A 25,248-nucleotide genomic window follows, 5' to 3' on the forward strand; every position below is an offset into this window, starting at 1 on the left:
GCCACAAATCATCCGCATCCATTCAGCAGACTTATCATAGCCACAGTTAATTGAATCTACTTCGCTCGGGAGAACCCACTATGAGTGACAAATCTGGCATGCAGAACAACAACCGTACCCGCTGGCTCACACTGGCCGGTACTATTCTTACTCAGCTGGCGCTGGGTTCCGTTTATACCTGGAGTCTGTTTAACGGTCAGTTGTCTGAAAAACTCGGCGAACCGATCAGCCGCGTAGCGCTGACTTTCGGTATCCTGAGCCTGTGTCTGGCTCTCGCCTCTTCCGTTGCGGGTAAACTTCAGGAACGTTTTGGTGTGCGTACCGTCACCATCGCCGCCGGTTTACTGATGGCTGCCGGCTTCGCACTGACCGCGCATTCCGATAACGTCATCATGCTGTACATCAGCGCAGGTGTGCTGGTCGGTCTGGCGGACGGTGCCGGTTATCTGCTGACCCTGACTAACTGTGTGAAATGGTTCCCTGAACGTAAGGGGATGATTTCAGCCTGTTCAATCGGTGCTTACGGCCTGGGCAGCCTGTTATTTAAATTTGTCTGCGGTCACCTGCTGGCGACAGAAGGTCTGCAAAGCACCTTTATGATCTGGGGCGGTGTGGCGATGGTCATGGTGATTGCCGGCGCACTGATGATGAAAGATGCACCGAAACAAGAAACGGCCGCCGTAACCCGCGAAGAAAATAGTCTGAATGACAACAGCAACGACAGCCGTGATTTCACGCTGGCCGAAGCGATTCGTGCGCCGCAATACTGGATGCTGGCGCTGATGTTCCTGACCGCCTGCATGAGCGGTTTGTATGTGATTGGTGTGGCGAAAGATATCGGTCAGAGCCTGGTCAAACTGGATGCGCTGACGGCGGCTAACGCCGTGACCGTGATTGCGATTGCCAACCTGAGCGGTCGTCTGGTGCTGGGTGTATTGTCTGATAAAATGCAGCGTATCCGCGTTATCTCTATTGCACAGATTGTTTCACTGGCGGGTATGAGCATGATGCTGTTCACCCAGATGAACGAAATGATGTTCTTCCTCTCCGTGGCCTGCGTCGCTTTCAGCTTCGGCGGTACTATCACCGTTTATCCGTCACTGGTCAGCGATTTCTTCGGCCTGAACAACATGACCAAAAACTACGGCCTGCTGTATCTGGGCTTCGGTATCGGCAGCATCTTTGCTTCCCTGGTGGCTTCTCTGTTTGGTGGTTTCGCAGTGACCTTCAGCATCATCACCGCATTATTGATTGTGTCATTGGTTCTTTCTGCCACGATTCGCTTACCGAATAAGTCACAAGAAGCGCATAATACGCTCCAGCACGTGTAACACAGCAGCTGAGCGCAGCATAAATGATGAACGGGAGCACAATTTGCTCCCGTTTCTTATGAATAAAGCATATAAAATCGGCCGCTGAATCACACCCCCTTATGACAAAATGTGAACAGACCGGACACCCGCAAAATGAAACGCACCACCCTCGCTCTTTTTGGCCTGATGATAGCCATGACCACTTTCAACAGTTTGGCTCAGGCTTATCCTTCCAGCGCACAGGAAGTGGCTTCCGAACTGAACCGTAAAGCCAGCGAAAGCGGCACCAGACCGTCCACGACGATCGATGCAGGCGCACATACCAAACTGAACGCCAGCACCGACTATCTGAAGTAATCTTTTTGAAAGCGAAAATACCGGCCGTAACCCCACGCCGGTCAGCCTGACGTCAGCGAACCAGTGTGGCGCGCTTGCCGTCAAACGCCCATCCGCGGATCAGATACTGCATGGCGATCGCATCATCGCGATCTTTGTGCCGCAGGTTGTTGTAACGCTGATGGGCAATGCCGACCGCATCCATATCCAGTTCAACGCCCAGCCCCGGCAGTTCATTCAGCGCCAGTTTACCGTCTTTAATCTGTAACGGATTTTTGGTCAGATGTTGACCTTCCTGCCAGATCCAGTGCGTATCGAATGGGGTGATTTCACCGGGCGCGGCGGCTCCGAGATGCGCCAGCATCGCCAGCGATACATCAAAATGATTATTCGAATGACAGCCAAGCGTCAGCCCCCACGCATTGCATAACGTACCGATAATATTCGCCCCGCGCATCGACCAGTAATGGGGATCAGCCAGCGGGATATCGATCGCATTCAGTTGCAGCGCATGGCTCATCTGCCGCCAGTCGTTAGCAATCATATTGGTCGCGACCGGTAATCCGGTGGCGCGCTTAAATTCCGCCAGCGTTTCGCGCCCGGAAAACCCCTGCTCTGCGCCGCACGGATCTTCCACGTAAGACAAAATCCCGTGCATGTCTTTGCACAGCGAAATCGCCTGATCCAGCGACCAGGACGCATTCGGATCCACCGTGATCCGTGCCTGCGGAAAGCGTTTTTTCAGCGCCCTTACCGTTTCAATTTCGACTTCGCCTGCCAGTACACCGCCCTTGAGTTTGAAATCTTTAAAGCCGTATTTATCCTGCGCCGCTTCCGCCAGTTGTACTACCTTGTCGTGGCTCATCGCCTCCTGATGGCGCAGGTGGTACCACGGATGCTGCCCCTCCTGCCGCTTTCCGTCCTGATATTCCAGATCGGTTTTCTGCCTGTCAGCGATATAAAACAGATAACCAAGCACCGGAACTTCATCGCGCTGTTTACCAGGCCCGAGCAGTTGCGCGACTGGCTGATTGAGAAACTGTCCCATCAGATCCAGCAGTGCGGTTTCCAGCACCGCAACAGCATTATGATGACGTTCGAGATCCCACGGACGGAAACCCGGCAACACAGGCTTCGGCTGGCGGTTTTCCTCCAGATCGCGTTTGTGTAAATCACTGACCAGCTGATTCATGATGCCAATTTCCTGCCCGACGATATGCGGGATGGCATCCGTGAGGATCTTCAGCACCACACCGGTGGCGGGCGCTTCCCCCACGCCGGTATGCCCGGCATTGTCCTTGAGCACCAGCAAAATACGGGTGAAATAGCAGTGATGCGCACCGGCAATGTTCAGCAGCATACTGTCGTAACCGGCAACCGGAATGACCTGCATTTCGACAATTTTTGGCGTATCAGACATGATGTTTTGGCTCCATTCCCTGCGGGGCGTGATATTCGGGTTGAGTTGGGGTGCGATGAGTTTTGGTGAAGAACAGTGTGATAGCGGCAAAAACTGAAATCCCGCTGAGGATATACAAGCCCGCCGTGGTGCTGCCGGTGGTTTGTTGCAGATAGCCAAACACCGCCGGTGCGAAGAAACCGCCAAGATTGCCAAGAGAATTGATCAGCGCAATCCCCGGCGCCACGATCGATGACGGCAACTGGCTTTGCGGGATCGGCCAGAACAACACGGCACTGGATTTTGTCCCGATACACACCACACACAGTGCAAACAAGCCAAACCACGGACTGCCGACAGTGCACAGACAGGTGCCGACCGCCGCCACAATCAGCGCCAGCGCCAGAATGGTTTCACGACTGCCGCGGAAACGGTCGCTGACGCGACCAAGAATATTGATAGCGATAATCGCACAAATCCACGGCACGGAATTCAGCATGCCAATCTGGAAAGGGGACAGCCCCGGAATACGTCCGATGATCTCCGGCTGCCAGAACACCAGCGTGTAACCGGTCATACACATCACAAAGAACAGAAAACACAGATACGCCATTTTCCCGTCAGTGATCAGCTTCCACCGCGACTGCCCCTGTGTATGTAAATCACGCGAACTGGATTCCGTGTTCAGCGCCGTACTCAGTGCCAGTTTTTCCTCGTCAGTCAGCCATTTTGCCTCTTCAGGTTTCGACACCAGAAAGAATGCCGCCACGATCCCGACCAGCACCGACAGTGCACCTTCAATAAACAGCACCCACTGCCAGCCGGGCAATCCCATAAAGTCATGCAGTTCCAGCAAGCCGCCGGTAACCGGACCGGAAAGCAAATATGCCGCCGCCGAACCGGTGAGGATCAAAGCCGTGGCACGGCCGCGGTAAATATTCGGCACCCATTTACGAAAGTAAAACAGGATCCCCGGGAAGAAACCGGCTTCGGCGACGCCGAGCAAAAACCGCAGCACGTAGAATTGCATCGGTGTCGTGACAAAGCCCATGGCAAAAACTACCGCACCCCAGGTGATCATGATGCGTGTCAGCCAGACGCGCGCACCATACTTGTCCATCAGCATATTGCTGGGGATCTCAAACAGCGCGTAGCCGACGAAGAACAACCCGGCACCGAAACCAAACGCGGCGGTACTGATGCCCACGTCAGTTTCAAGGCTGTGTTTGATAAAGCCCACGTTGGTGCGGTCGATTTGATTAATGATCAACATCAGGATGAGCATAGGAATGGTGCGGGCAAAGAATTTGCGGTTTGCACTGCGTACCGCTTTGTTTTCATGACCGTTCATGGTGTTCCCTTAGCGTTGAAATTATGAACAACTGCAACACTAAGTAAGATGGGAACACCGGGATTTGCCATTGTGCAGCCGCCCAAGCTTTGATCACCAGCAAGGAATAACTCACACAGTTATTGCATATTATCAATGCATTAAACGATGTGCATAAGCACAACCCCCCGCTCAGCTTCATCATTGCTTTTAGACAGATTAGCGAGGAACTTCACAGTTCAGAAAGGGATTTCCAGACGGATTGCTTAAAATAAGAACACTTATTTATCCATACGGATTATATGATTGTTATAATTTTATTCTCTGACAAATTGTTGGGACATACCGTCCCGCACAAGGAGTGTGACATGAAGGCAACTGCTTTTTGGCTAATGATGGCGGGAGGTTCCGTCGGCATCGGTTATGTGATGGCTTTGATGATGGAACTTCGCGGATGAAGCAGCATTGACGACGGATAAATAAGGACATTTCATGGCATTTTACAGCCCGAAGCGCATCATTCTCTATACTGCAGCCGCCATCGCGCTGCTGGTTATCGTTGGTCTGGTAACTTATTTCACCGTCGGCCATTTAGGCGCATAACATCTTTCCCTGCGTTTTCCCCTGCTTTGTGGCGATACCGTGAGTATCGTCGCATAATGCTGCTATTGATTGAGAAATGCGAAAGGGCAAGCCATGACATACAAAGGATTAATGATTGTTGCCGTCGTTATCGTGCTGGCAGGCATCGGTTCAGAGTCGTTGATACAGAAAGGAATTGCGCTGGCGGACGCCAAAATTGATCAGGTGATTACGCATTATGCGGACAAATAAGGCTTACATCTGCTGGATTAACCTTACCGGGTGATGACAAAACCATACACAAGGTTTGGTATCTTAAATCCATCAAATGTTGTGTGATGTCCCTGTGTAATACCCCTGTAGAACCCTGTTATTTTGCCCGCCGCGTGCGGGCTTTTTTTTGCCTGTTTTCCGGCAAAGGCATCAATGGGGATTTGGGATTTGGGAAGATGAGCGATTTGCTCTTATTCACGAATAATTCGAGTTGCAGGAAGGCGGCAAGAGAAGGAGTCCCGATGAGCTTACTTATGTAAGTGATTCGGGTGACTGAGTGCGGCCAACGCATCTGCGGCTTAAAGTATGAAGGGAAGAAGTGCCGGTGCTTTCCCGGCCGTCATATTATGGCGCAAGCGTCCATCGAACACTCCGACATTGCGCGGCCTGAGCACGACCTTTTCATAACAGAAAAAACGACTGGGGGGGAATAATAATTCAACCGGCTTTTCTGTTATGGCTCCAGAAATAAATTCAGAAGCTTAATAAATAATAAACCCCGGCGTTGGCCAGGGTTTATTTTTGTCATTAATAATGTCGATATTGAAACAATTATTCTGGCTGCTCCGGGTTTAACCCATCTTCGCTATTGCAGAGTGTTTGCCTTCAATATCAGGCGACATTACAGAACGACAACGTTACCCGCTGATGGGCCTTTCTGACCATTTTCGATGGTGAACTCAACGTTCTGACCTTCGTCCAGGGTTTTGAAATCATTGCTCTGGATTGCAGAGAAGTGAACGAACACGTCTTTGCTGCCGTCTGCAGGGGAGATGAAACCGAAACCTTTACCAGCGTCAAACCATTTTACTAAACCAGTCATTTTATTAGACATAGGAAATACCTTCTTCGTTTTTATTTTATGATGCCATAGGGCAATATAGGTCTGTTTTTATTTGAAATACTTATGGATGCATCAGAGAAGGAAATTCGTCGGAGAAAGGATTTGCTATATCACTTGAACCAGGAACTGCTTTACTAAAATGTCTTACATAAATAGGTCTTAACCACAAACCGTTGACGCTATTTACACACAGCCGGATTTATTAAGCAAGCTTTTATTTCAACACAATGATATTAGCGGTGTTTTTATTCCAGGGGAAAATAACGCTCAGGCCGCCCGTGACAACGGCTGTAGTCCGATTAAATAATGAGAAAGCCCACCCTGCTCCGGCAGGCTTTAAACCTTATCCTCCCGCTCTTTTCATACAATCTGCGCGGCGGCCGTCCACCCGTTTGGCAAACCAGGCGGTGGTCAGCTTGCGGGTAATCTTCGGACTTTCCAGCGTGATACCCGGCAGCATTTCGCGCGGCTGACGTTTGCCGGTGGTTTTATCTGCCAGCGCAAAGACCTGCTTATAGAGCCGGGTATCTTCAAACCCCAGTTGCTCTCCCTTCTCCAGGGCCTTACGGATGGCCGAATTGCTGATGTCCAGACGTTTGCTCAGTGTGCGTACCGCCAGCTCTGTGCCGCCCGGTTTATCCGTGCCGTAGTTAATCAGGTCACCGTCCAGTGCCAGCGGAATGCCCGATATTTTACTTACCGCGCTCTGAAACGCGGCGTTACGGCTGGCATACCAACCGGCATTAAAATCGGCAAAGCGGTACAACGGTTGCGTGTAATTCGCCGGATATCCCAACAGGTGTCTGACGCCAAAATACACACCGCCACGGCGGCTGAACACTTCGTTGCGGATCGAACCGTCGATTTTATACGGGTAGCCTTTGGCGTTTTGCTCGGCAAACGCGATGCTGACCTGCATCGGCCCGCCGGTATGCACCGGATTCAAATTACCGAACAGCTTCTGTCCCATCGGCACCATATCAATAAAATCATCAAAAATAGCGCTCAGCTGTTTCTCGGTTTTTACGTTATCCAGCCGCTCACTGTAGGATTTTCCGTTCGGGGATTTCAGCAACAGCGCTGTGTGCACCAGGAAATTAGGCACATGAACCGCATCGGCGCGCCGGTCAATCTCTTTCCAGGCAATTTTGCCTAATCCCGGCACCGGCGCATCGGCGTTGAAATTGGATTCCTGTTGCGCCACCGCCAGCACGGAACAGATGTTTTCGGTCGTCGCCGGGATGCCCTGCGTCGTAAAAGCGGCCGTAATATCAGTCGCCCAACCTTTTCTGTCAGGGGCCGATGCTGGCATCAGCCTCACAATATCCGCTTTCACATCATGCGGATTTTGCACCGGCGTTTCGCTTTTTTTCGTCGATGTACATCCGGCCAGGATCATTATGGCCAGCGCGGGCGCGAACTGTTTTATCGAAAATGACTTTTGCTTCAAAGTTATACATTCCCTGAATAAATGACTCTGAGGGTGACGTTAGCGAAGATAGCTATACCGATCTAGCAAAAAATTATCTTTATGCGTTAAGGTTAAGACTCTGATGATGGAGATAAAGGAACACGGAAATTATGCATTCAGCGCCCCGCTCTCAGGCTTTCCACCGCGTATTTTTGCTGCCTTTTATGTTGTTGCTGATGATGTTTGCCCTCAGCGGCTGCGGTGATAAAGAACCCGCGCAACGCAAAGCTTTTATAGATTTTCTTCAGTCGCGGATCCTCGATAAACCCGCACTGGCCGTCCCGCAACTGACCGAAGCGCAGAAAAAACAGTTTGGCGATTACACCCAAGATTACGCGATCATCACCGGTTTTCATCATCAGATGAATATCGAACTGGATTCTTCGCTGGTACCTGTTTTTGCCGGCATGAACGGCGTAAACAGCGTCAGTAATCTGCTGGAACAACGCGATGATCTGAAGAAAATGGCTGACAGCAGTGAAAAATGGAAAGAAAAAATTGTGCTGCTCAAAACCCAGGCCGATACCCGGCATGCGGCACTGAAACAGCCAGATGACCTGAAGAAGATTTATGATCAGGCCTACGAGAAAACCATCGTTAAACCGACACAAATCACGGAACAGGTATTCGATTTATTGCCGCAGGTGTTGAACCTGATTGTGGCGAAAGCCGACTTCATCAAAAATCAGGGTAAAAATGTCACCATCACCGGCAATCGTCTGCAATTCGCCAACCAGAAGCAGCTGGATAAATACAATGCCATTCAGCAACAGCTGGTGCCGCTGAATGCACAACTGATGCAACTCAGCCGTCAGATGCAGCAAATGGTGCGTTAATCCGTCAGGCAAAGCCTCCGCCACCGTAAGACGGTTTTTTCATGGCAGTGCTTTTGTTATGGTGTGCGGCAATTAAATAAGGAGACACCTATGAGTGATGAAACCCTGAACAAACGTGTTGACCAGCTTGAGCGCGTAAACCGTGAGCTCCTGGTGCAGATTTCCGCCATGCGTCTGCTGTTCGGCAGCGTGGGTAATGTGCTTAATGCCAGCCAGGAAAATGCCTTCACCCTCGCCGTCAATCAGGCGCTGGAAGCCAACCGTGCAGATGTCGCCAACCAGGCTGATCTGGATGACGCCTCACGAAAATTCCGCGAAGACGTCTTCAAATGCACGGAATCCCTGCTGCCGGGTTCCCGCTAAAAATAAGCTCAGGCACGGTGCCTGAGCCTTTTCTCCCCATTGAGCCTGATGCGTACAGTCGTACTTATAGATTTACCACGCGGTTACGCCCTTCATTTTTGGCCTGATACAGCGCTTTGTCTGCCGTTTTCAATGCCCCGTCAATATTGACTTTGCCAGGATAAAACAGCGTTACTCCGAGTGAAATCGTCACCTGACCGGCGCCCTCAAACTGCTGCACTTCAACCTGTTTACGCAAACGTTCAGCAAGCTGAATAGCCTGTGTCAGTGATGCATCAGGCAGCAGTAACAGAAACTCCTCGCCCCCCATGCGGCATAACAAATCGCCCTCCCGCGAATTACTCAGAATATGGCGCGCCAGCTGGGTGATCACCACATCGCCCACATCATGCCCGCAGGTATCGTTTATTTTTTTGAAGTGATCGATATCGAGTGTAATAACCGCGATGCGCGACGACTCCGTTAGCTGTTTATCCACGGCCTCATAAAAGCCGCGCCGGTTCAGCAGCCCGGTCATCGGGTCAGTATGGGCTTCGGCACTCAGTTGTTCGATGCGTTGATGCAACAGCCTGATCCCCTGCAACATCACCGTTTTCAGCTTCGACGCTTCATAATACCAGGCATTGATCTGCTGAATTTCCTCGGAAACATCATGTGAATCCATGGTGTCAGCTTTCGAGGCCAGCTGTCGCAGCGGGCGTGAAATATAGCGCGTCAGCAGCCAGATGCAGATGAACACCAGAATGACAATCGGCAGCGTGTATAACAAAACCTGCATCATGACGTGATATAACAGCACCACATCATCTTTTGCCGGGTGCAGCACCAGTACCGTCCAGCCCGCCACTTCCATCGTGGAAAAACCGGCCAGGGATTCCTCGCCCTGCAGGTTATCCATACGTAAAAAACCCTGTTCCCGGCCGCCCAGCAATGCCTTGTTCACATGCCCCTGCGGCGCACTCTCGATCCAGCCTGACGCGGCGCGATACAACACGTCACCTTCACGGTCGATGACATAAATGTAGGCATCTTTGCGGTAATTGCGGGCATTAATCAGCGTATCCACAATACTGTTTTTACCCAGATCAATTTCAGTCGCCAGATACCCAAGATAGCCGCTTCGCGCATTACGGATGGGGGAGGAAAGCACAATTATGTGATTGTTCTGCGGGGTGCGAAAGGGCGAGCTGAGCACCGGATTGCGGGTTTTCAGTGCAACGGTATTGGCCTCAGACACCAGAGTTAAACCGACCATCGCCGCAGAGTTTCGTGAAGCCGCGCGCACAACGCCGGTTTTATCCACCACCAGCACCGAACTGAAGCGCTTACTTTGTACCTGCAAACGATCAGCTTCTTCGGTCAGCGCATCAACATTATTAAACCGGTCACCGAGTAAATCAGCGCTATAGGTAACCTGCTTCTGTGCCGCATTGAAAAACAAATCGGCCGTCAGCGACAGCCGGGTTGCAAACGACTGACTCGCCCGCAGGGAGGATTCGATGAGGAGTTTCTTCTCTACCTGGAAAATTGCCAGATAGCTGCTGAGCAAGGTGACAAGCGTACTCATCAGCGCAAGAAGCAATATCAGTCTTTTAAGATTAAATGCAAACCGCCACTGCTGATCCATTCTCTGTCCGTTGAGCTAATGACCCTGAATATTACAGAGGATAGCAGTATGTCAGGCAAGGGTTTTGATGTGTCTCAGTCAGGGCGGTCTTGCTTGTGACTAATCATGGCGCTTTAGCTGAACGTCTCCCCTCAGGGCTTGCGTATTAATTTTTGTAAACGCGCCTTCTGCCAGCGCTCTAACGTTCCACGAAATACAAAGATGCGTAAACCACGTAATAATAAAATGCTACCCCAGATACACAGAGGCCAGACGAACCAGTTTGAATCCGGTGAGGTGTAATGGTTTAGCGCGAACAAACCTGCGTTGATCACCGCCCACAACAGAACGGAACGATAAAAACCGCTTTCTTCCACCACCTGATATCTGGCTTTTTCTATCTGTTCGTCAAGCGCCTGCCCCGGCGAACTGCCCGTTTGCACATCGTTTTCTGTCAGTTCAGACACCTTGATATCAAAGGCTGCCGCGATAGCGCCGAGAGTCTCAAGGCTGGCCTGCTCGCCATTTTCGATACGCTGTACCGTGCGCACGCTCAGTGACGAAAGTTCTGCCAGTTGCTCCTGAGACCATGCGCGGGAAATGCGAAGTTGCCTGATTTTGCTCTGATGCATAAGTTTTACCTGTAGAGTGAATGTTGAACACCCAATCAGCATGCAACGTAAGATTGGAAATCAACACGACAGCAACCTGACATGGACATGACAGCGACCTGACAGCCTTACAAATCAGAAAGTTAGACGGTAAAACTTACTGTCTACCGCCATCAGCGGGAAAGCTGACGGGAGATCCGGCACCCTGACTTCCTTAAAACCGTTTTTTTCATAAAAACGATGTGCCGCCAGAAACTTGTCTGTCGTGCCGAGAAAAATATCTTTCACATTTTTCGTCTGCGCATGGTGCAGCAACGTGTTGAGTAACAATGCGGCGACGCCGTATTCCCTGCCACGAAAAGGTGCGCTGACAAACATTTTGCGCAGTGCCGTCTGCGCGTTGCCGATATCTTTCAGCCCCAGCGTGCCCACGACTTTCCCTTCATAGCGTGCCACCCAGAAATCCCCGGTGCCGCACTGATAAAATTGCGGGATATCATGCAGATCAGGCTGCTGCGCTTCGGTGATGGCAATACCAAATTCGTGATTCTGGATCGGGAGGATCACTTCAACCACACCGCGCTGATCGTCGGCACAAAAACGTTCAATTAAGACAGAATGACTCATCACACACTCCCTCAGTTAAAGATAGGTTTAATTAGGACATCGCAGCGCCAGCTCAGGCTTTTCAGGGAAAACCCGTTCGCTGAGAAAATCAATCAGCACCCGTAACTTCGGTGTCATATAACCGCCGGACGGCCATAAAATATAAAAGTCACCGCTGCGCTTCACGTAATCATCCAGCACGGTCACCAGTTGCCCGCGCGCCAGCTCTTTGCGAATACTGAAATCAGGCAGACAAGCGATGCCCAGCCCCTGCAGCGCAAAGCATTGGCGGGTTTCAATATTATTACAAACCATTGATACCGGTAGCGCCAAATCCTGATATTCCGGCAGCGGCCATATCTCAAGCTTGCCGCTGTTGGGAAAACGAAAATGCAGACAACAGTGATCAACCAGTTCCTGGGGCTTCGCAGGCGTACCGTGCTGTTCAAAATAGGCAGGCGCACCGACCAGTAAATGATGGAAAGTGCCCAGCTTACGCATCGACAATCGGGAGTCAGCCAGCTGGCCGGTGCGCACCACAGCGTCAAACCCCTCTTCCACCACATCAACAATCCGATCGGTGAAATCCAGATCCAGTTCGATATCGGGATAACGGCGCATAAACTCCCCCAGCACCGGCAAAAGTAATGTGCTGACCTGCGGCAAACTCAGCCGCAACCTGCCACGCGGGCATTCCGCCAGTTGCGACAGCTCGCTTTGCGCGGCTTCAAGTTCCGCCACAATCCTGCGGCAGCGTTCGAGAAACAGCGTCCCTTCGGCGGTCAGCGCCACGCTGCGGGTACTGCGGTGAAACAGCCGCACATTCAACTTGTTTTCCATGCGCGCAATACTTTTGCCCACCGCCGACGCCGACACGCCCAAAATCCGCCCTGCCGCGACAAAGCTTCGGGTTTCTGCCACATGGACGAACACATTCAGGCTACTGAGATTTTCCATTGTCGCTCCCGATTCCGGACATCAGCGTCCGTATATTATGGAAATCTACCCTACTTTTTCCGCACTGAGGAGATCTCTATCGTGATTTAACACTTTCTGAAACTGAGATATCTCATGAATTCCTCTTCACTGAAATCCCGGCTTGATTGCGTTATCGCACAAGCCATTGACTCACAAAGACTGGTCGGTGCCGTTGCCCTGGTCGCCCTTCACGGTGAGATTGTTTATCACCAGGCTGCCGGTTTTGCCGACCGGGAAAGCCGCCAACCAATGACTGAAAACACGCTTTTTCGCCTGGCATCGGTCAGCAAGCCCATTGTGACGACCGCAGCAATGACGCTGATCACTCAGGGAAAGCTGGCGCTGGATGACAATATTGAAACCGTGTTGCCACAGTTTCGCCCTGTCCTGCCAGACGGACAACCGGCACGCATTACAGTACGGCAGTTATTAAGTCATACCGCCGGGCTGAGTTACCGCTTTTTTGAGCCGGACGAAAATGGCCCTTATGCACATGCAGGCGTTTCTGACGGAATGGACAGCAGCGGTATTTCGCTGGCGGAAAATCTGCGGCGTTTATCGGGCGTGCCTTTGTTGTATACACCGGGCACGTCATGGGGATATTCGCTGGCCGTCGATGTATTGGGCGCAGTGCTGGAACAGGTAGGCAAACGGCCTCTCCCTGAAGTGGTAGAAATGCAACTGACCGGCCCGCTGAACATGCATGACACCGGTTTTGTCGCCCGTGACCCGGCGCGGCTGGCTACGGCGTATGTCAGTGATGTGCCGCAACCCCACCGGCTGTGCGAAGGAGAAAAGGTCGCCGCTTTCGACAATACCGTGGGGATTGAATATTCTCCCTTACGCGCACTCAACGCTCAGGCTTATCCTTCCGGCGGCGCGGGTATGGTCAGCAGCGCGACTGACGTACTGAAAATGCTGGAAATGCTGCGTTGCGGCGGCGCTCCGTTAGTCTCAGCGGCGCTGGTCGATGAAATGGGACGGGATCAGACCCGTGGTGCCGAACTGCCGGAATCGCCGGGACTGGGCTTTGGATTAGGTTTTTCGGTATTACGGGATCCGCAGGCCGCCGCTTCACCGGAGTCGGCCGGCACATGGCGCTGGGGCGGGGCTTACGGCCATTCCTGGTTCGTTGACCGTAACGCCGGACTGAGCGTCGTCGCCTTCACCAATACTCTGTATGAGGGCATGTCAGGCCCGTTCGTTACACAACTGCGCGATGCTGTGTATGGAGTTCAATCATGAATTCCCCTGTATTGAAATCCCCTCTGCCGCTTTCGGCTTTACTGGCGATGGCGCTGACCGGTTTTATCGCCATCATGACGGAAACCCTTCCCGCCGGACTGTTGCCTCAGATCGCGGCCAGTCTCGATATTTCACAGGCGATGGCCGGGCAACTGGTGACGCTGTATGCCGCCGGTTCGCTGATGGCCGTCATCCCGCTGGCGGCTCTGACACGGGGCTGGAACCGCCGCACGGCGTTGCTGACGGCAATCTTTGGCTTTCTGATTTTTAATACCCTCACCACGTTTTCAACGAATTATTTCCTGACGCTCTTCGCCCGCTGGGTAGCCGGTGCGTCAGCCGGGCTGGCGTGGGGATTACTGGCCGGTTATGCACGGCGGATGGTGCCGGTACATCAGCAAGGGCGCGCATTATCAGTGGCGATGGTCGGCACACCGCTGGCGCTGTCTGTCGGCGTCCCGCTGGGCACCTGGATGGGTTCCGCACTCGGATGGCGGATGGCGTTCGGCGTAATGTCTGTTATTACGGTGCTGCTGATTGTCTGGGTGGTGCGGAAAGTGCCGGACTATCCTGGCCAGTCCGCCGGTGAGCGCCAGCCTTTGAGGCAGGTGCTGATGTTGCCCGGCGTACGCAGTATTCTGATGGTGATCCTGCTGTGGATGCTGGCACATAATCTGCTTTATACCTACATCGTGCCATTCCTGCGCCTGTCCGGGCTCGACGCCAGTGCCGATCAGATATTGCTGGTTTTCGGCCTCGGTGCGCTGGCAGGCATTGGCATTACCGGCATGCTGGTGGATAAGCATTTGCGGCGCACCCTGCTGACCAGCCTGTTTATGTTTGCCCTGCTTTCCCTGATACTGGCGCTGAACCCCTCTTCTCCGCTGACGGTAGCGGTGTGTGTCGCGCTATGGGGGCTGACTTTTGGCGGCGCCGCCACTTTGCTGCAAACGGCAATTGCTGACGCCACCGGCGAGCATGCCGACATGGCGCAATCGATGGTGGTGGTAGCGTGGAATCTGGCGATTGCCGGTGGCGGGTTAACCGGAGGCATTGTGCTGGAAACCGCAGGCATTACTGTTTTTCCGTGGGCCATGCAGTTGCTGATCGTCGCCGGGCTGATGATTGCCATCTGCGCCCGAAAGAACGGTTTCCGCCCCGGAGCACGTCATGCAGAGACAGTACTCATCCCTGAAGAGCAGAAACAGGATCAAAGTTTCGGAACCGGCGAAAAGGTATAATTTATTAAATTTTTCCGGAACCGGAACATCGAAGCCGCGCAGGGTGCGGCTTATTCTGATAGAGTAAAAAACAGGCAATTCAGAACCAATGAGAATCATGGAAGCACGTCACAAAACCCTTATACTTTTGTCCGTTATTGCTGCGGCGGCCCTGCTGCTGATGGTGTTTGAATGGCTCGCCGATCAGGCCGTTCCTGAACTGAAAGAACATGTTGTTCACTATGTGAACCAGCACATGGCGGGCTAAAACGCCCGGATGGCAGGAGGAGAAATGGTAACTAAACGGATGATGACCAAGCACTGGAAAATGGTTGTGGTACTGCTGTGTATCTGTGGCGCACTGATGCTGTTACGCTGGGCGGCGATGATCTGGGGGTAAAGTTTTGCAAAGGATCCCGTTTAAAACCGCTTAAATAAGCATCAACCCGGCCAGGGGGTTGAAACCTTCCGCAACGCGAGCCAGAATATCCTGAGTGATTTTTAAGAGCCCGTTCGCCCGTTTATGAAAACACCGAAACCTCGTCGTCCACATGGACGATGGACTTATTACATCATGCATGAAGACATTCTGTGGCCCTGCCCGGTTCGCTGGGAGTGGGAGAATGGCTACGGCGGCTGGTTGCCTTTTTATTATTCGCCGACGCTGGAATTTGTCGCCGGCGATCCGGACAAAGCCACAAAAGTGGCGGGCAGTAAATCCCGCACTTTGCGTAAACCCGTCAGGGTTCACGCGTACGAATACTGATTTCTGCCTTCAGACACGCCTTACGCACTTTCAATTAATCCGCTGGCACGTAACACCCGACGCTTCACCGCATCCGGTAATACAGCATTTATGCCGCCGACACATCCCAGACTGAACCAGTGACGCGCACGGGTAATGCCGGTATAAATCAGCTCGCGCGTCAGGATCGGGCTGAGATTCTCCGGCAACAGCAGCGCGGTATGGGTAAATTCAGATCCCTGCGATTTGTGCACCGTCATGGCAAATACCGTTTCCACCGCCTGCAAACGCCCCGGCATCACCCAGCGGATATCCTGCGTGCCGTCTCCGGCCGGAAATGCCACACGCAGGGTGGGCACTACAGTACCATCGGTAAGACGCTGCGGGATCTCCAGCGTAATGCCGATATCGCCGTTCATCAGGCGCTGACTGTAATCATTGCGGGTCACCAGTACCGGACGCCCCGGATACCAGCCGAGCGAGGCCTTAAGTAACCCTTCTTTTCGCAGGATGTCAGCGATACGCTGATTCAGCCCTTCCACGCCCCAGCGTCCGCCACGTAAGGCGCACAGCAGCTGGAACTGGCTGTAAGCAAGAAGTACGCGGGTCGCCCACCGGTTGAACGCTTCCGGCGGTTCATCGTCTGCCGGCCGTTCCCTGATCATTACGTTGAGGTAATGTTGATAGCCAGCCGGGGATTCCGCGCCCTCGCGTGTTGCCGATGCCGGGAAATGTTTCGCACCACCTTTCACCACCCAGTCACGCAGTCCGGCGTCATCATCTGCGCTTAATGTCAGTTGTGCCAGATCAGCGTATCCGTGTTGCCAGACCTGTTTCAGCGCTTTCACATCGCCGTCATTTACCGCTTCCGCCAGCTGACCGATCCCGCTTTGTGCATCAAACCGGTAACTGTGTCGCAGCATCACTACCGCCTGATCCATCGCCGTACCTTGGGGATCAACCAGCGCATCAGGGATCTGTTCGCCGGTCACACTTTGCAGCCAGTCGCGGGTTTGCGGCAGATAATGGCCGCTGCTGGCGCGCTGACATAACTCACTCAGCAAGGCACCCGCTTCCACCGACGCCAGCTGATCTTTATCACCAAGCAGGATCAGACGCGCCTGTTCCGGTAATGCCGCCAGCAATACGGCCATCATCTCCAGATCGACCATTGATGCCTCATCGACGACCAGCACATCCAGCATCAGCGGATTGCCCGGGTGATGGCGGAAATGCCGCGTATCCGGGCGGCTGCCGAGCAGACGGTGCAGCGTCACCACATCGGTGTTGATACTTTCGCGCACCGCATTGCCGTTGCTAAGGGCGCTGAGATCCAGCTTTGAGACCGCACCGGCAATGGATTCATTGAGCCGGGCTGCCGCCTTGCCGGTCGGCGCGGCCAGCCTGATACGCAGCGGCTGATTGCTTTCCTCCAGCGCCAGCGTCTGTAATAACGCCAGCAGTCGCACCACCGTGGTGGTTTTACCGGTGCCCGGTCCGCCGGTAATAATGCTGAACGCACTGCCCGCCGCCAGCGCGCAGGCCAGTTTCTGCCAGTTCGTGTGAGCGGATTGCCCCTCTGCCGGGAACAACGCAGTGAGCGGTGCACGCAGCGACGCCACCGGGAGCGTATGCAGCACGCTGCGTGCCAGACGTTGTTCAATTGCCGCCCGCACGTTCTGTTCGTACTGCCAGTAACGGCGCAAATACAGGCGCTGGCCGGTAAGCACCAGCGGCGAACATCCTTCTCCGTGCCCGACCAGCGTCGGGTGAGCCAGCGCCGCCAGCCATTCCTGCAAACTCAGATTATCCAGCACCGCAGCCGGGCGGATCACCGCACCGTCAGCATGATCGCCCTCCGGCGGCAGCGAAAGAGAAAAGGCGCAGTCATCAAGTGTGGCCTGTAAATCCAGACACACATGTCCCCGCCCGAGCTGATAACTGGTCAGCGCGGTAGCCAGTAATAACAACGGGTGGGCATCCGGCGTTGCTTTCGCCAGAAACGTTGCCAGCGCACGATCCAGTTCGCGCAACCAGCCACATTCCACCCAGCTCGCCAGCAGAGACTCAATGTCCTCACGGCTGTTGATTTTCATACGCGTTCCTCACTGCCGCTGAACAGAACGTCCAGTTGTTCAATCAGGGCTTTATCCGGCCGCTGAACGCAGATGCCGTTGCCCGGCGCATGGCTGCCGCGCAGAAAGAGATAGACCGCGCCGCCGATGTGTCGGTCGTAGTCATAATCCGGCAGGCGGGATTTCAGCAGGCGATGCAGCGCGAACAGATACAGCGTGAACTGTAAATCGTAGCGATGATCAAGCATCGACTGCATCATATTCTTTTGGTCATAACCGCTGGCATCATCACCAAGCCAGTTGGATTTGTAATCCAGCACGTAATAACGCCCGTTATGTTCAAACACCAGATCGATAAAACCTTTCAGCATGCCGTTGAGATCTTCCGGTAGCAGCGGCGCGCGCTCCGCGCCTTCCAGCGTGTATTGCTGAACCAGCATGTCGAGACGACGGGTCGGCACCTGTTTGAGTGAAAACCAGAATTCCATTTCGACCTGATAAGGTGGCAGTTCCGCCAGCATGAAGGCTTCGCCGTCCGGCAGGCCTAGCGGCTGCGTCAGTAGTGCTGTCAGCCAGCCGGTCAGCGGCACAATCCACTTTTCCCAGCCCCACCGGTTACAACGCCGGGCGATCTGATCGGCGATTTTCGCCGGATCGGCCGCCAGCGCCGCAAATCCTTCGTCACCCGCCCATTCCAGCAAACCGTGCAGAAAGTTTCCCGGCGCAGGACCGCGCGGGAACGCATACAAATTTTCACCGGTCATTGGTTGCAACAGAGCCGCCACCGGCTCTTTTTCTTCCACAAACACTTTTTGATCTTCTAAATAACTGTCCTGCGCCGCGCTTTCGATTTCACCAGGGAGTTCGCGGTTCAGAGACTCGCGGAGGAGCGTTTCCGGCAGGATATACGTACCCGCCGGGGCGATTTGCAGACCGGAGAAACTCGACACCCACCAGCGGGGGGCTTTGTGCGTACGCAGCGGCGGACGAGGCCCGAGCTCAGGCAACGTCTGTTCGCCACGATAGATTGCGCTATCAGCAACGGGCAGCGGCCAGGCGCGAATCGTGTCGGTTTCCAGCGCCTGCAAACTGGCAGGCAGTGTATCCGCAGCGATGGCCTCGCCGCCGTGGAACAGATAGCCAGGTGCACTCTTTTCAAATTCTTTCAGCGGAGCCATTCCCAACCACAATGCATAACGTGAACGTGTCAACGCGACGTAGAACTTACGCAGATCTTCCCCCAGACGTTCGCGGTCGGCCAGAGCCAGTTGCTCGTCGGAGGCACTGAGCCCCACTTTCAGCTCACCTTCCGGTGTATGCCATTTCAGCGGTGAGTCCTGTTTTTTCACTGCGCGGAAAGCGCAGGCAAAAGGCAGGAACACCAGCGGATATTCCAGCCCTTTGGACTTATGCACCGTGACCACCTTCACCAGAGCAGCATCACTCTCAAGGCGCAGTTTACGCGCATCGCCCCCCTGATGTTCATCCTGACACTGTTGCGCCAGATAACGGATCAGCGCGTGCTCGCCGTCGAGCTGAACGCTGGCCTGTTGCAGCAGTTCGGAAAGATGCAGCAGATCGGTCAGCGCACGTTCGTCACCGCGCCCGAGCAGGCGGCGCGGTACATCGAATTCCCACATCAGGCGACGCAGCATCGGTAAAATGCCCTGCCTGCGCCAGCAGGTGCGCAAATCCTGAAACTGTTTTACGTAGCGTTCCCACTCGCTTTCATCCTGGTTCAGCCTGTCGAGGGCTTCCCAACTCAGGTTCAGCGAAGGCGTACCGAGCGCAGCGCGCAGCAGACGATCGTTTTCCGGCGCGGCACAGGCCGCCAGCCAGTATTGTAATTCAGCCGCCTGGGCGCTTTTAAAAATTGATTCTTTATCAGACAGATACACGCTACGCACACCACGTTTTGACAACGCAGCACGCATGGCCGACGCCTCACGGCCGGTATTCACCAGCACGGCAATATCGCCCGGCATCACCGGCTTTAGCGTTTCGCCGGGGATCCCAAAACCGGCAGCGCCCTGCTGACCAAGCTGCAGTAAGCGAACAATTTCCGTCGCACAGCCGTCCGCCATCAGCTGAACGTACTGCGTTTTCGGCAATGCTTCCGGCTGGTTTTCCGGATACCACAGCGTCAGCGCAGCGGCTTCGGCATGATCAATCACCAGCGTATCAGCGCGTCCTTTGGCTTCCACCGGCAGGAACGGCACCTGATTCTCCATACCACGCCGGAACAGGAATGCGCCTTCACCGGCCAGACGTTTCTCGGCCAGTTCAAACACCTGATTCACCGCTGCCACCATCGCGCGGGTAGAACGGAAGTTGGTCGCCAGCGTGTAGTGGCGGCCACCGGTATCGCGGCGGGCACGCAGATAGGTATAAATATCGGCACCGCGGAAAGCGTAAATCGCCTGTTTCGGGTCGCCGATCAGGATCAGCCCCTGCTCCGGCACGTTTTCCGCCACGCGGTAAATGGCGTCGAAAATACGGTATTGCAGCGGATCGGTATCCTGAAATTCGTCGATCATCGCCACCGGGAATTGCGTGCGGATGATCTCCGCCAGCCGTTCGCCGTTATCGCTGCCCAGCGCAGCATCCAGGCGGATCAGTAAATCATTAAAGCCCATTTGCGCGCGCTTTTTCTGCTCGGCGTCAAAGCGGTTTTTGATCCAGCGGCAGGCGTGTTGCAGCAACCCGCTGCGGGCATCCGGCAGGCTTTCCAGCCGGGCTTTCAGGGTTTCCATCGCAGTCAGCGCCGGGTGTACAGGCGGTTCACCCTGTTTCCAGGCATCTTTTAATCCTGCATGAGTCAGACGGTCCCAGCCTTTGCCTAAATCAGGTTTAACGTCATCTGTGGTTGCCCAGATCCGAAGTTTACGCAGCCACGGCTCGTAGTAAGAGGGGCGTAATTTTGTTCCGTTGACAAGTTTTTTAGAGGAAGCATCGTCTAAGAGAACATTGAGTTCCTCAGTCCATTGCGGCCAGTCTTGTTTGAGCGCCGCCAGTTCTGCCGCTTTCTGGTTATTCACCGTTTCGCACACATCGGCGGGCGTCTGATCTGAGCCCAGTTCTGCGGCATATTCCAGCAGCGGCATCACGCTGCGGTGCAGATCTTCAGGCGAACGCCACCATCCGCGCAGCGTACGGATTTCCTGTCCGCCAAGGGAGAAATAAAAACTGCGCCAGTAATCACGCACCACATTCATCAGCAGTTCGGTTTGATCGGTTTCCAGTGTCTGGGTGAACAGGCTGTCGCTGTCGAACGCGTGTTCGCCAAGCATACGGTTACACCAGCCGTGAATGGTCGAAACGGCCGATTCATCCATCCATTCTGCCGCCAGTTGCAGCTTACGGGCGCAGCCAGGCCATTGCTCCGGCGGATACTCCGCGCGCAAAGTTTGCAAAAATTCGTCGCAGGCAGACGGTGCCAGCGGATCGGTTAAGAAACACATCGCCGCAGTAGAAAGACGTTCGCGGATACGATCCCGCAGCTCTTTAGTGGCCGCATCGGTAAAGGTTACGACCAGAATTTCCGGCGGCGTCAGCGGGCGGCCGAAGGCATTGTTGCCGCCATGGCCGAGTACCAGCCGTACGTAAAGCGCCGCGATGGTGAAGGTTTTCCCCGTCCCGGCACTGGCTTCAATCAGACGACTGCCCGTCAGCGGAAAATTGAGCACATTCAGCGCTGATGGCACCACAGAAGGCACCGCTGATGCTGATGTTAAACATTGTTCCATCATTCCTTCGTTCCTTTTTTACTGCGGGAAAGATGATTTCTCAGCGGCGCCAGCAGCGTCTGCGCGAGGCGGGCAAATTCACCGTCAGACCAGAGTGCGCTGAAATCCGGCCAGGCGCGGGCCAGATAGCGATTACTGTCGCGCTCACCGAATTTCATGTTTGCCGGATCGTGATTTTCATAACTGTCACGGGCTGAAATCCAGGCGTCGCTGTCCGGTGGGCTGTTTTCTGTCCCTTCTTTTTTCAGCCAGACAAATGCAGTTTTCACCGCCAGCGGCAACGGACGCAACTGCCCCGCCTTCCAGGTTTCGATCAGTGTGTCCCACAGGGCACGCGCCTGTGCAATTTCCAGCGGCGGCAGTTCAGCCGTGCCATTCTTGCTGATAATGACGGTGTGCATAGGCTTGCCGCCAAGGTGACCGGCGAGATGCGCGACCCAATACGGCAGCAGCCGGTCGAAACGGTAGCTGCGTTCTTTGGTCATGATGCCGATGCTTTCCAGCACCACGCGCGCACGGTCACCCTGCGGGCTGGCGCGTAAATCCACCAGCCAGTCGGAGAAACTGACCTCGCCCGCATGCCATTCCAGCGCCTCATTCACCAGCGGCTGCGGCCATGCATCGAGGACCTGCTGATAACTGGCGAATAAGGTGTCCATCGGCTCAGCGAGATCTTCACTCAGTACGACGGCAAATTCGCCCGGTGCCAGCTCACCGCGTCGCTCAATGCGTTCGAGTTGCTGGCGCAACACATCCTGACGCGAAACGCCCGCTTCCAGCGCCCGTTTTTGCGCACGGATCAGCTCGTCCTGCAACCGCCAGTTTACCAGCGCATTGATGTCGAACGGCTCCTGATCCTCACTGCCCGGATCTTCGAGCTCAAACCAGATGTTCAGCCGCTGGCGGAAGAAACTGCGCACCGGATCTGACAGGAAATCTGACAGCTGACGCAGCGTCAGTGCGCCTTCCTGCGCTACCGGTTGCAGCGGTTGTGTCGCCACGGCGGCGGCTTCAGCTTCCAGCCCCGCGCGCCATTCATGCGCATAGCTGAACAGCGGACTGCCCTGACAGAAGTAGTCGCGGCTGAACGGTTGCAGACGATGTTCGGTGGTCAGCGCAGGCAATAATTTTTCGCCATTGTCTGCTTCCCAGCCTGCCGCCAGATGGTCGCGCAACTGGGCCACCAGCACGGATGGCGGGCGTTCGGTATTGTCATGAATGCTGCGGCCAACCCAGCTGATGTGTAAGCGCTCACGCGCAGAAAGCAGCGCTTCGAGGAACAAATACCGGTCGTCTTCGCGACGTGAACGGTCGCCCGGGCGGTAATCCCGCCCCATCAGGTCGAAATCCATCGGCACGCGGTTACGCGGATAATCGCCGTCGTTCATACCCAGCAGGTACACGTGGCGGAAAGGAATGGCACGCATCGGCATCAGCGTGGCGAACGTCACCGCGCCGCCGAAAAACGGCCGGGTCAGCCCCGACTGGTCAATCTGCGCCAGCCAGTGATCACGTACCACAGAAAGCGGCAGTTCGGCCTGTAAATCTACGCTTTCACAGGCTTCGAGCCAAAGTTCCAGTTCGCCGACAAGACGCACTAAAATAAAACCGTCTTCGCCGTCATCTTCGGCAAAATACCGGGAAAGGAGGGTTCGCAGCCGCTCGCCCCACACCTGCGGTGCTGCGGGTTCACGTAACTGACGCCAGGTGTCATCGAGGCAGTTCAGCAGATGTGACAGCGGGCCAATCAGCGCCGCATCCAGCCCGCCGATTTCATCGAGTGGTTCGATATTTTTCCAGGCATCGCCGCTGCCTACGGCGTAACCCAGCAGCATGCGTTGCAGGCCAAAGAACCAGCTGTTTTGTTCCGGCGATAACGGCAGCTCAAGGCTCTGACGCTGTTCAGCATGCAGCCCCCAGCGTACATTGGCGGCTCTGAGCCAGCGGTGCAGCAGAGGCAGTTGTTGTTCTTCAATCCCGAAGCGCTGACGCACCGACGGTACGTCAAGTAAATCCAGCAAATCGCTGACTGCAAAACGCGACTGCGGCAGCGCCAGCAAGCTTTCCAGCGCACCGAGTAACGGGGTGTTCTGACGCGGCCCCTGATCGGCCACAGTGAACGGGATATAGCGCGGATCACTGCGCTCCGTCAGGCCAAATACCGCCTGAATGTGCGGCGCATAACCGTTGATATCAGGGACCATCACAATAATGTCGCGCGCTTTCAGCGTCGGGTCAGCAGCCAGTGCCGCCAGCAACCGGTCATGCAGCACTTCCACTTCGCGCTGAGCACTGTGGGTAATAAAGAAACGCAGGGAATCGTCATGCTGAACATCAACGGCCGGCCATTCATTGATTGTTTCGGCCAGAGGACGCAGTTGCAAAATGTCCTCCTGCAACTGATGCAACAGTGTATCGGTACCGTTTGAAGTAAAGAGGTCAATACGCGGGATCACCGGTGCCAGCTGTGACGCATAAGATTCGTGATTGTCATATTCATTCAGCAGGCCGATATAATCACGCCCCTGCTTGCCCCACGCCGCCAGCAGCGGATGTGCATGCTGATGGAGTTCATCTTCGGCTATCACCGGCGGCATTCCCGGTTTGCGTTGCTGACGTAGCCTTTGCGCGCGTAACAGATCTTTATCAGCGATGATATCGCTCCAGTCGTGTTCACACGGGTTATGTACGCACATAAAGATATGCGTCCAGCGGCCGAGGGCGGCCAGCACTTCAAAGGATTGTTGCGGCAGAGAGGAAATACCAAACACCACCAGCCGGGCAGGTAACCCGTCGGGACGCTGATCTTCAGGAATAGTTTGCGCGTGTTGCAGGAACCGCTGATGCAGCGCCGCACGGCTGGTGCCGCGTTCGCTTTCAGGGACATCCGCCAGTAATGCGCGCCATAACTGTGGCTGCCACAGCAGATTTTCGGGCAAAGGTTCGCTGCCTTTGCGGCTGGTGCGCAGAACATCCAGCCCGTTACCCCAGTCTTCCAGCCAGTCGGCGCGGTAAACCTGATATTGGTCAAACAAATCCGCCAGACGCTGCGCCAGCTGATGCAGTTTACGCATGTCGCCGTCATCTTTTAAAAAACGGGTCAGTGGCGCAAAAACCGGTTCGGTGAGCAGTTCGGGTAACAAGCGGATCAGCCGCCAGGTCAGCAGCGGACGGTCGAAAGGCGACGATTCCGGCACCTGGTCTTTGCCGAGCACCGCGCGGTACACCTGCCAGAAAAAGCGCGCCGGAAGGCTGATATCCAGCGCCGCTGCAATCCCGCAGCCCCCCTCGGCCACATCGCGTGCCAGCGCCAGTTTAAGCCACTGATTGATGCCGTTGCTCTGCACCAGAATCACTTCATTTTCCAGCGGCGACAGCGGATGCGCCGCCATCCACGTGACCAGCACGTCCCTCAGTGCTTCTGAGTGATTGCCATGTAATACCATCAAACCTGAATTCACGCCCGCATCTCTTATTATCGCCTGCCAGAATTGGGATTTTGCGTGGATTTGAAAAGGAATGAAAGGACAGAAGAAAAACAGGCAGAAAGCTTTTTCTGCCTGTACGCTAATTTGCTGATTTACGAGGATTATCAGCGGATACAACGTTCGGCCACATCTGCTGTTGCAGAAAATCACATCGCATCATGCTATTTTCTGGGTTTTATCT

Annotated in this window: 21 protein-coding genes; 10 read left to right on the forward strand and 11 right to left on the reverse strand. The window is 54.5% G+C overall.

Annotation, left to right across the window (positions count from 1 at the left end):
• Positions 1–80 precede the first annotated feature (80 nt).
• The gene (locus ACOZIO_RS08360; protein WP_258453744.1) at positions 81–1,331 is read left to right on the forward strand and encodes an L-lactate MFS transporter; all 1,251 of its coding nucleotides are present in this window, start codon (positions 81–83) and stop codon (positions 1,329–1,331) included.
• Positions 1,332–1,466: 135 nt separating this feature from the next.
• Positions 1,467–1,670 carry a hypothetical protein gene (locus ACOZIO_RS08365; RefSeq protein ID WP_129955100.1) on the forward strand — a complete coding sequence of 68 codons (204 nt, stop codon included), beginning with the start codon at positions 1,467–1,469 and terminating at the stop codon, positions 1,668–1,670.
• Positions 1,671–1,722: 52 nt separating this feature from the next.
• Here the strand turns inward: ACOZIO_RS08365 and ACOZIO_RS08370 are convergent, their stop codons facing one another.
• Both ACOZIO_RS08370 and ACOZIO_RS08375 read right to left on the reverse strand, forming a co-directional pair.
• A complete protein-coding gene (locus ACOZIO_RS08370) occupies positions 1,723–3,069 on the reverse strand; it encodes an enolase C-terminal domain-like protein (protein ID WP_217137873.1) in 1,347 nt (448 codons plus the stop codon).
• Positions 3,062–4,399, reverse strand: coding sequence for an MFS transporter (locus ACOZIO_RS08375; RefSeq protein WP_129955098.1), 1,338 nt, complete (start codon positions 4,397–4,399; stop codon positions 3,062–3,064). Before ACOZIO_RS08375 ends, ACOZIO_RS08370 begins: the two co-directional genes overlap by 8 nt.
• A gap of 675 nt (positions 4,400–5,074) precedes the next feature.
• Here ACOZIO_RS08375 and ACOZIO_RS08380 point away from each other — a divergent pair.
• Entirely contained in the window at positions 5,075–5,212 is a 138-nt protein-coding gene (locus ACOZIO_RS08380; protein WP_165383765.1) for a hypothetical protein, read from the forward strand.
• A gap of 643 nt (positions 5,213–5,855) precedes the next feature.
• Here ACOZIO_RS08380 and cspE read toward each other — a convergent pair.
• Positions 5,856–6,068, reverse strand: a complete 213-nt coding sequence (cspE, locus tag ACOZIO_RS08385) for a transcription antiterminator/RNA stability regulator CspE (protein WP_013574336.1) — start codon at positions 6,066–6,068, stop codon at positions 5,856–5,858.
• Positions 6,069–6,420: 352 nt separating this feature from the next.
• A complete protein-coding gene (locus tag ACOZIO_RS08390) occupies positions 6,421–7,476 on the reverse strand; it encodes a DUF1615 domain-containing protein (protein ID WP_217220932.1) in 1,056 nt (351 codons plus the stop codon).
• A 182-nt stretch (positions 7,477–7,658) separates the two neighbouring features.
• Here ACOZIO_RS08390 and ACOZIO_RS08395 point away from each other — a divergent pair, with 182 nt between their 5' ends.
• Both ACOZIO_RS08395 and ACOZIO_RS08400 read left to right on the forward strand, forming a co-directional pair.
• Complete coding sequence (locus ACOZIO_RS08395; protein ID WP_238483361.1) at positions 7,659–8,384, forward strand: DUF3053 domain-containing protein; 726 nt, start codon at positions 7,659–7,661, stop codon at positions 8,382–8,384.
• A 90-nt stretch (positions 8,385–8,474) separates the two neighbouring features.
• Positions 8,475–8,747: a hypothetical protein gene (locus ACOZIO_RS08400; protein WP_129955095.1), complete on the forward strand. Its 273-nt coding sequence runs from the start codon at positions 8,475–8,477 to the stop codon at positions 8,745–8,747.
• A 64-nt stretch (positions 8,748–8,811) separates the two neighbouring features.
• On the opposite strand, the gene ACOZIO_RS08405 is transcribed toward ACOZIO_RS08400, so the two are convergent.
• The 4 genes from ACOZIO_RS08405 to ACOZIO_RS08420 form a co-directional block, all read right to left on the reverse strand.
• Positions 8,812–10,374 carry a sensor domain-containing diguanylate cyclase gene (locus ACOZIO_RS08405; RefSeq protein ID WP_217137875.1) on the reverse strand — a complete coding sequence of 521 codons (1,563 nt, stop codon included), beginning with the start codon at positions 10,372–10,374 and terminating at the stop codon, positions 8,812–8,814.
• Between the two features lie 131 nt (positions 10,375–10,505).
• Positions 10,506–10,985 (reverse strand): 2TM domain-containing protein, encoded by a 480-nt coding sequence (locus ACOZIO_RS08410; RefSeq protein ID WP_421595175.1) that lies wholly within the window; start codon positions 10,983–10,985, stop codon positions 10,506–10,508.
• Positions 10,986–11,099: 114 nt separating this feature from the next.
• Complete coding sequence (locus tag ACOZIO_RS08415; RefSeq protein ID WP_217137876.1) at positions 11,100–11,591, reverse strand: GNAT family N-acetyltransferase; 492 nt, start codon at positions 11,589–11,591, stop codon at positions 11,100–11,102.
• A 27-nt stretch (positions 11,592–11,618) separates the two neighbouring features.
• Positions 11,619–12,527: a LysR family transcriptional regulator gene (locus tag ACOZIO_RS08420; protein WP_129955091.1), complete on the reverse strand. Its 909-nt coding sequence runs from the start codon at positions 12,525–12,527 to the stop codon at positions 11,619–11,621.
• Positions 12,528–12,641: 114 nt separating this feature from the next.
• Here ACOZIO_RS08420 and ACOZIO_RS08425 point away from each other — a divergent pair, with 114 nt between their 5' ends.
• The 5 genes from ACOZIO_RS08425 (at position 12,642) to ACOZIO_RS08445 (ending at position 15,779) form a co-directional block, all read left to right on the forward strand.
• Positions 12,642–13,793, forward strand: coding sequence for a serine hydrolase domain-containing protein (locus ACOZIO_RS08425; protein ID WP_421595176.1), 1,152 nt, complete (start codon positions 12,642–12,644; stop codon positions 13,791–13,793).
• Positions 13,790–15,034, forward strand: a complete 1,245-nt coding sequence (locus ACOZIO_RS08430; protein WP_129991671.1) for an MFS transporter — start codon at positions 13,790–13,792, stop codon at positions 15,032–15,034. Before ACOZIO_RS08425 ends, ACOZIO_RS08430 begins: the two co-directional genes overlap by 4 nt.
• A 97-nt stretch (positions 15,035–15,131) precedes the next feature.
• Positions 15,132–15,281: a hypothetical protein gene (locus ACOZIO_RS08435; protein WP_217137925.1), complete on the forward strand. Its 150-nt coding sequence runs from the start codon at positions 15,132–15,134 to the stop codon at positions 15,279–15,281.
• A gap of 24 nt (positions 15,282–15,305) precedes the next feature.
• Positions 15,306–15,413 (forward strand): small membrane protein YniD, encoded by a 108-nt coding sequence (yniD, locus tag ACOZIO_RS08440; RefSeq protein WP_013574326.1) that lies wholly within the window; start codon positions 15,306–15,308, stop codon positions 15,411–15,413.
• 123 nt (positions 15,414–15,536) lie between these two features.
• Positions 15,537–15,779 (forward strand): hypothetical protein, encoded by a 243-nt coding sequence (locus ACOZIO_RS08445; RefSeq protein WP_205951619.1) that lies wholly within the window; start codon positions 15,537–15,539, stop codon positions 15,777–15,779.
• A gap of 20 nt (positions 15,780–15,799) precedes the next feature.
• On the opposite strand, the gene recD is transcribed toward ACOZIO_RS08445, so the two are convergent.
• From recD to recC, 3 genes are read right to left on the reverse strand one after another with little or no spacing between them, the layout of a single operon-like run.
• Entirely contained in the window at positions 15,800–17,854 is a 2,055-nt protein-coding gene (recD, locus tag ACOZIO_RS08450; RefSeq protein WP_129955087.1) for an exodeoxyribonuclease V subunit alpha, read from the reverse strand.
• Entirely contained in the window at positions 17,851–21,582 is a 3,732-nt protein-coding gene (recB, locus tag ACOZIO_RS08455) for an exodeoxyribonuclease V subunit beta (RefSeq protein ID WP_421595177.1), read from the reverse strand. Before recB ends, recD begins: the two co-directional genes overlap by 4 nt.
• Positions 21,579–25,040: an exodeoxyribonuclease V subunit gamma gene (recC, locus tag ACOZIO_RS08460; protein WP_421595178.1), complete on the reverse strand. Its 3,462-nt coding sequence runs from the start codon at positions 25,038–25,040 to the stop codon at positions 21,579–21,581. Before recC ends, recB begins: the two co-directional genes overlap by 4 nt.
• Positions 25,041–25,248: the final 208 nt, after the last annotated feature.

It is taken from the genome of Rahnella sp. PD4 (assembly GCF_049199325.1).
Classification (GTDB): domain Bacteria; phylum Pseudomonadota; class Gammaproteobacteria; order Enterobacterales; family Enterobacteriaceae; genus Rahnella; species Rahnella perminowiae.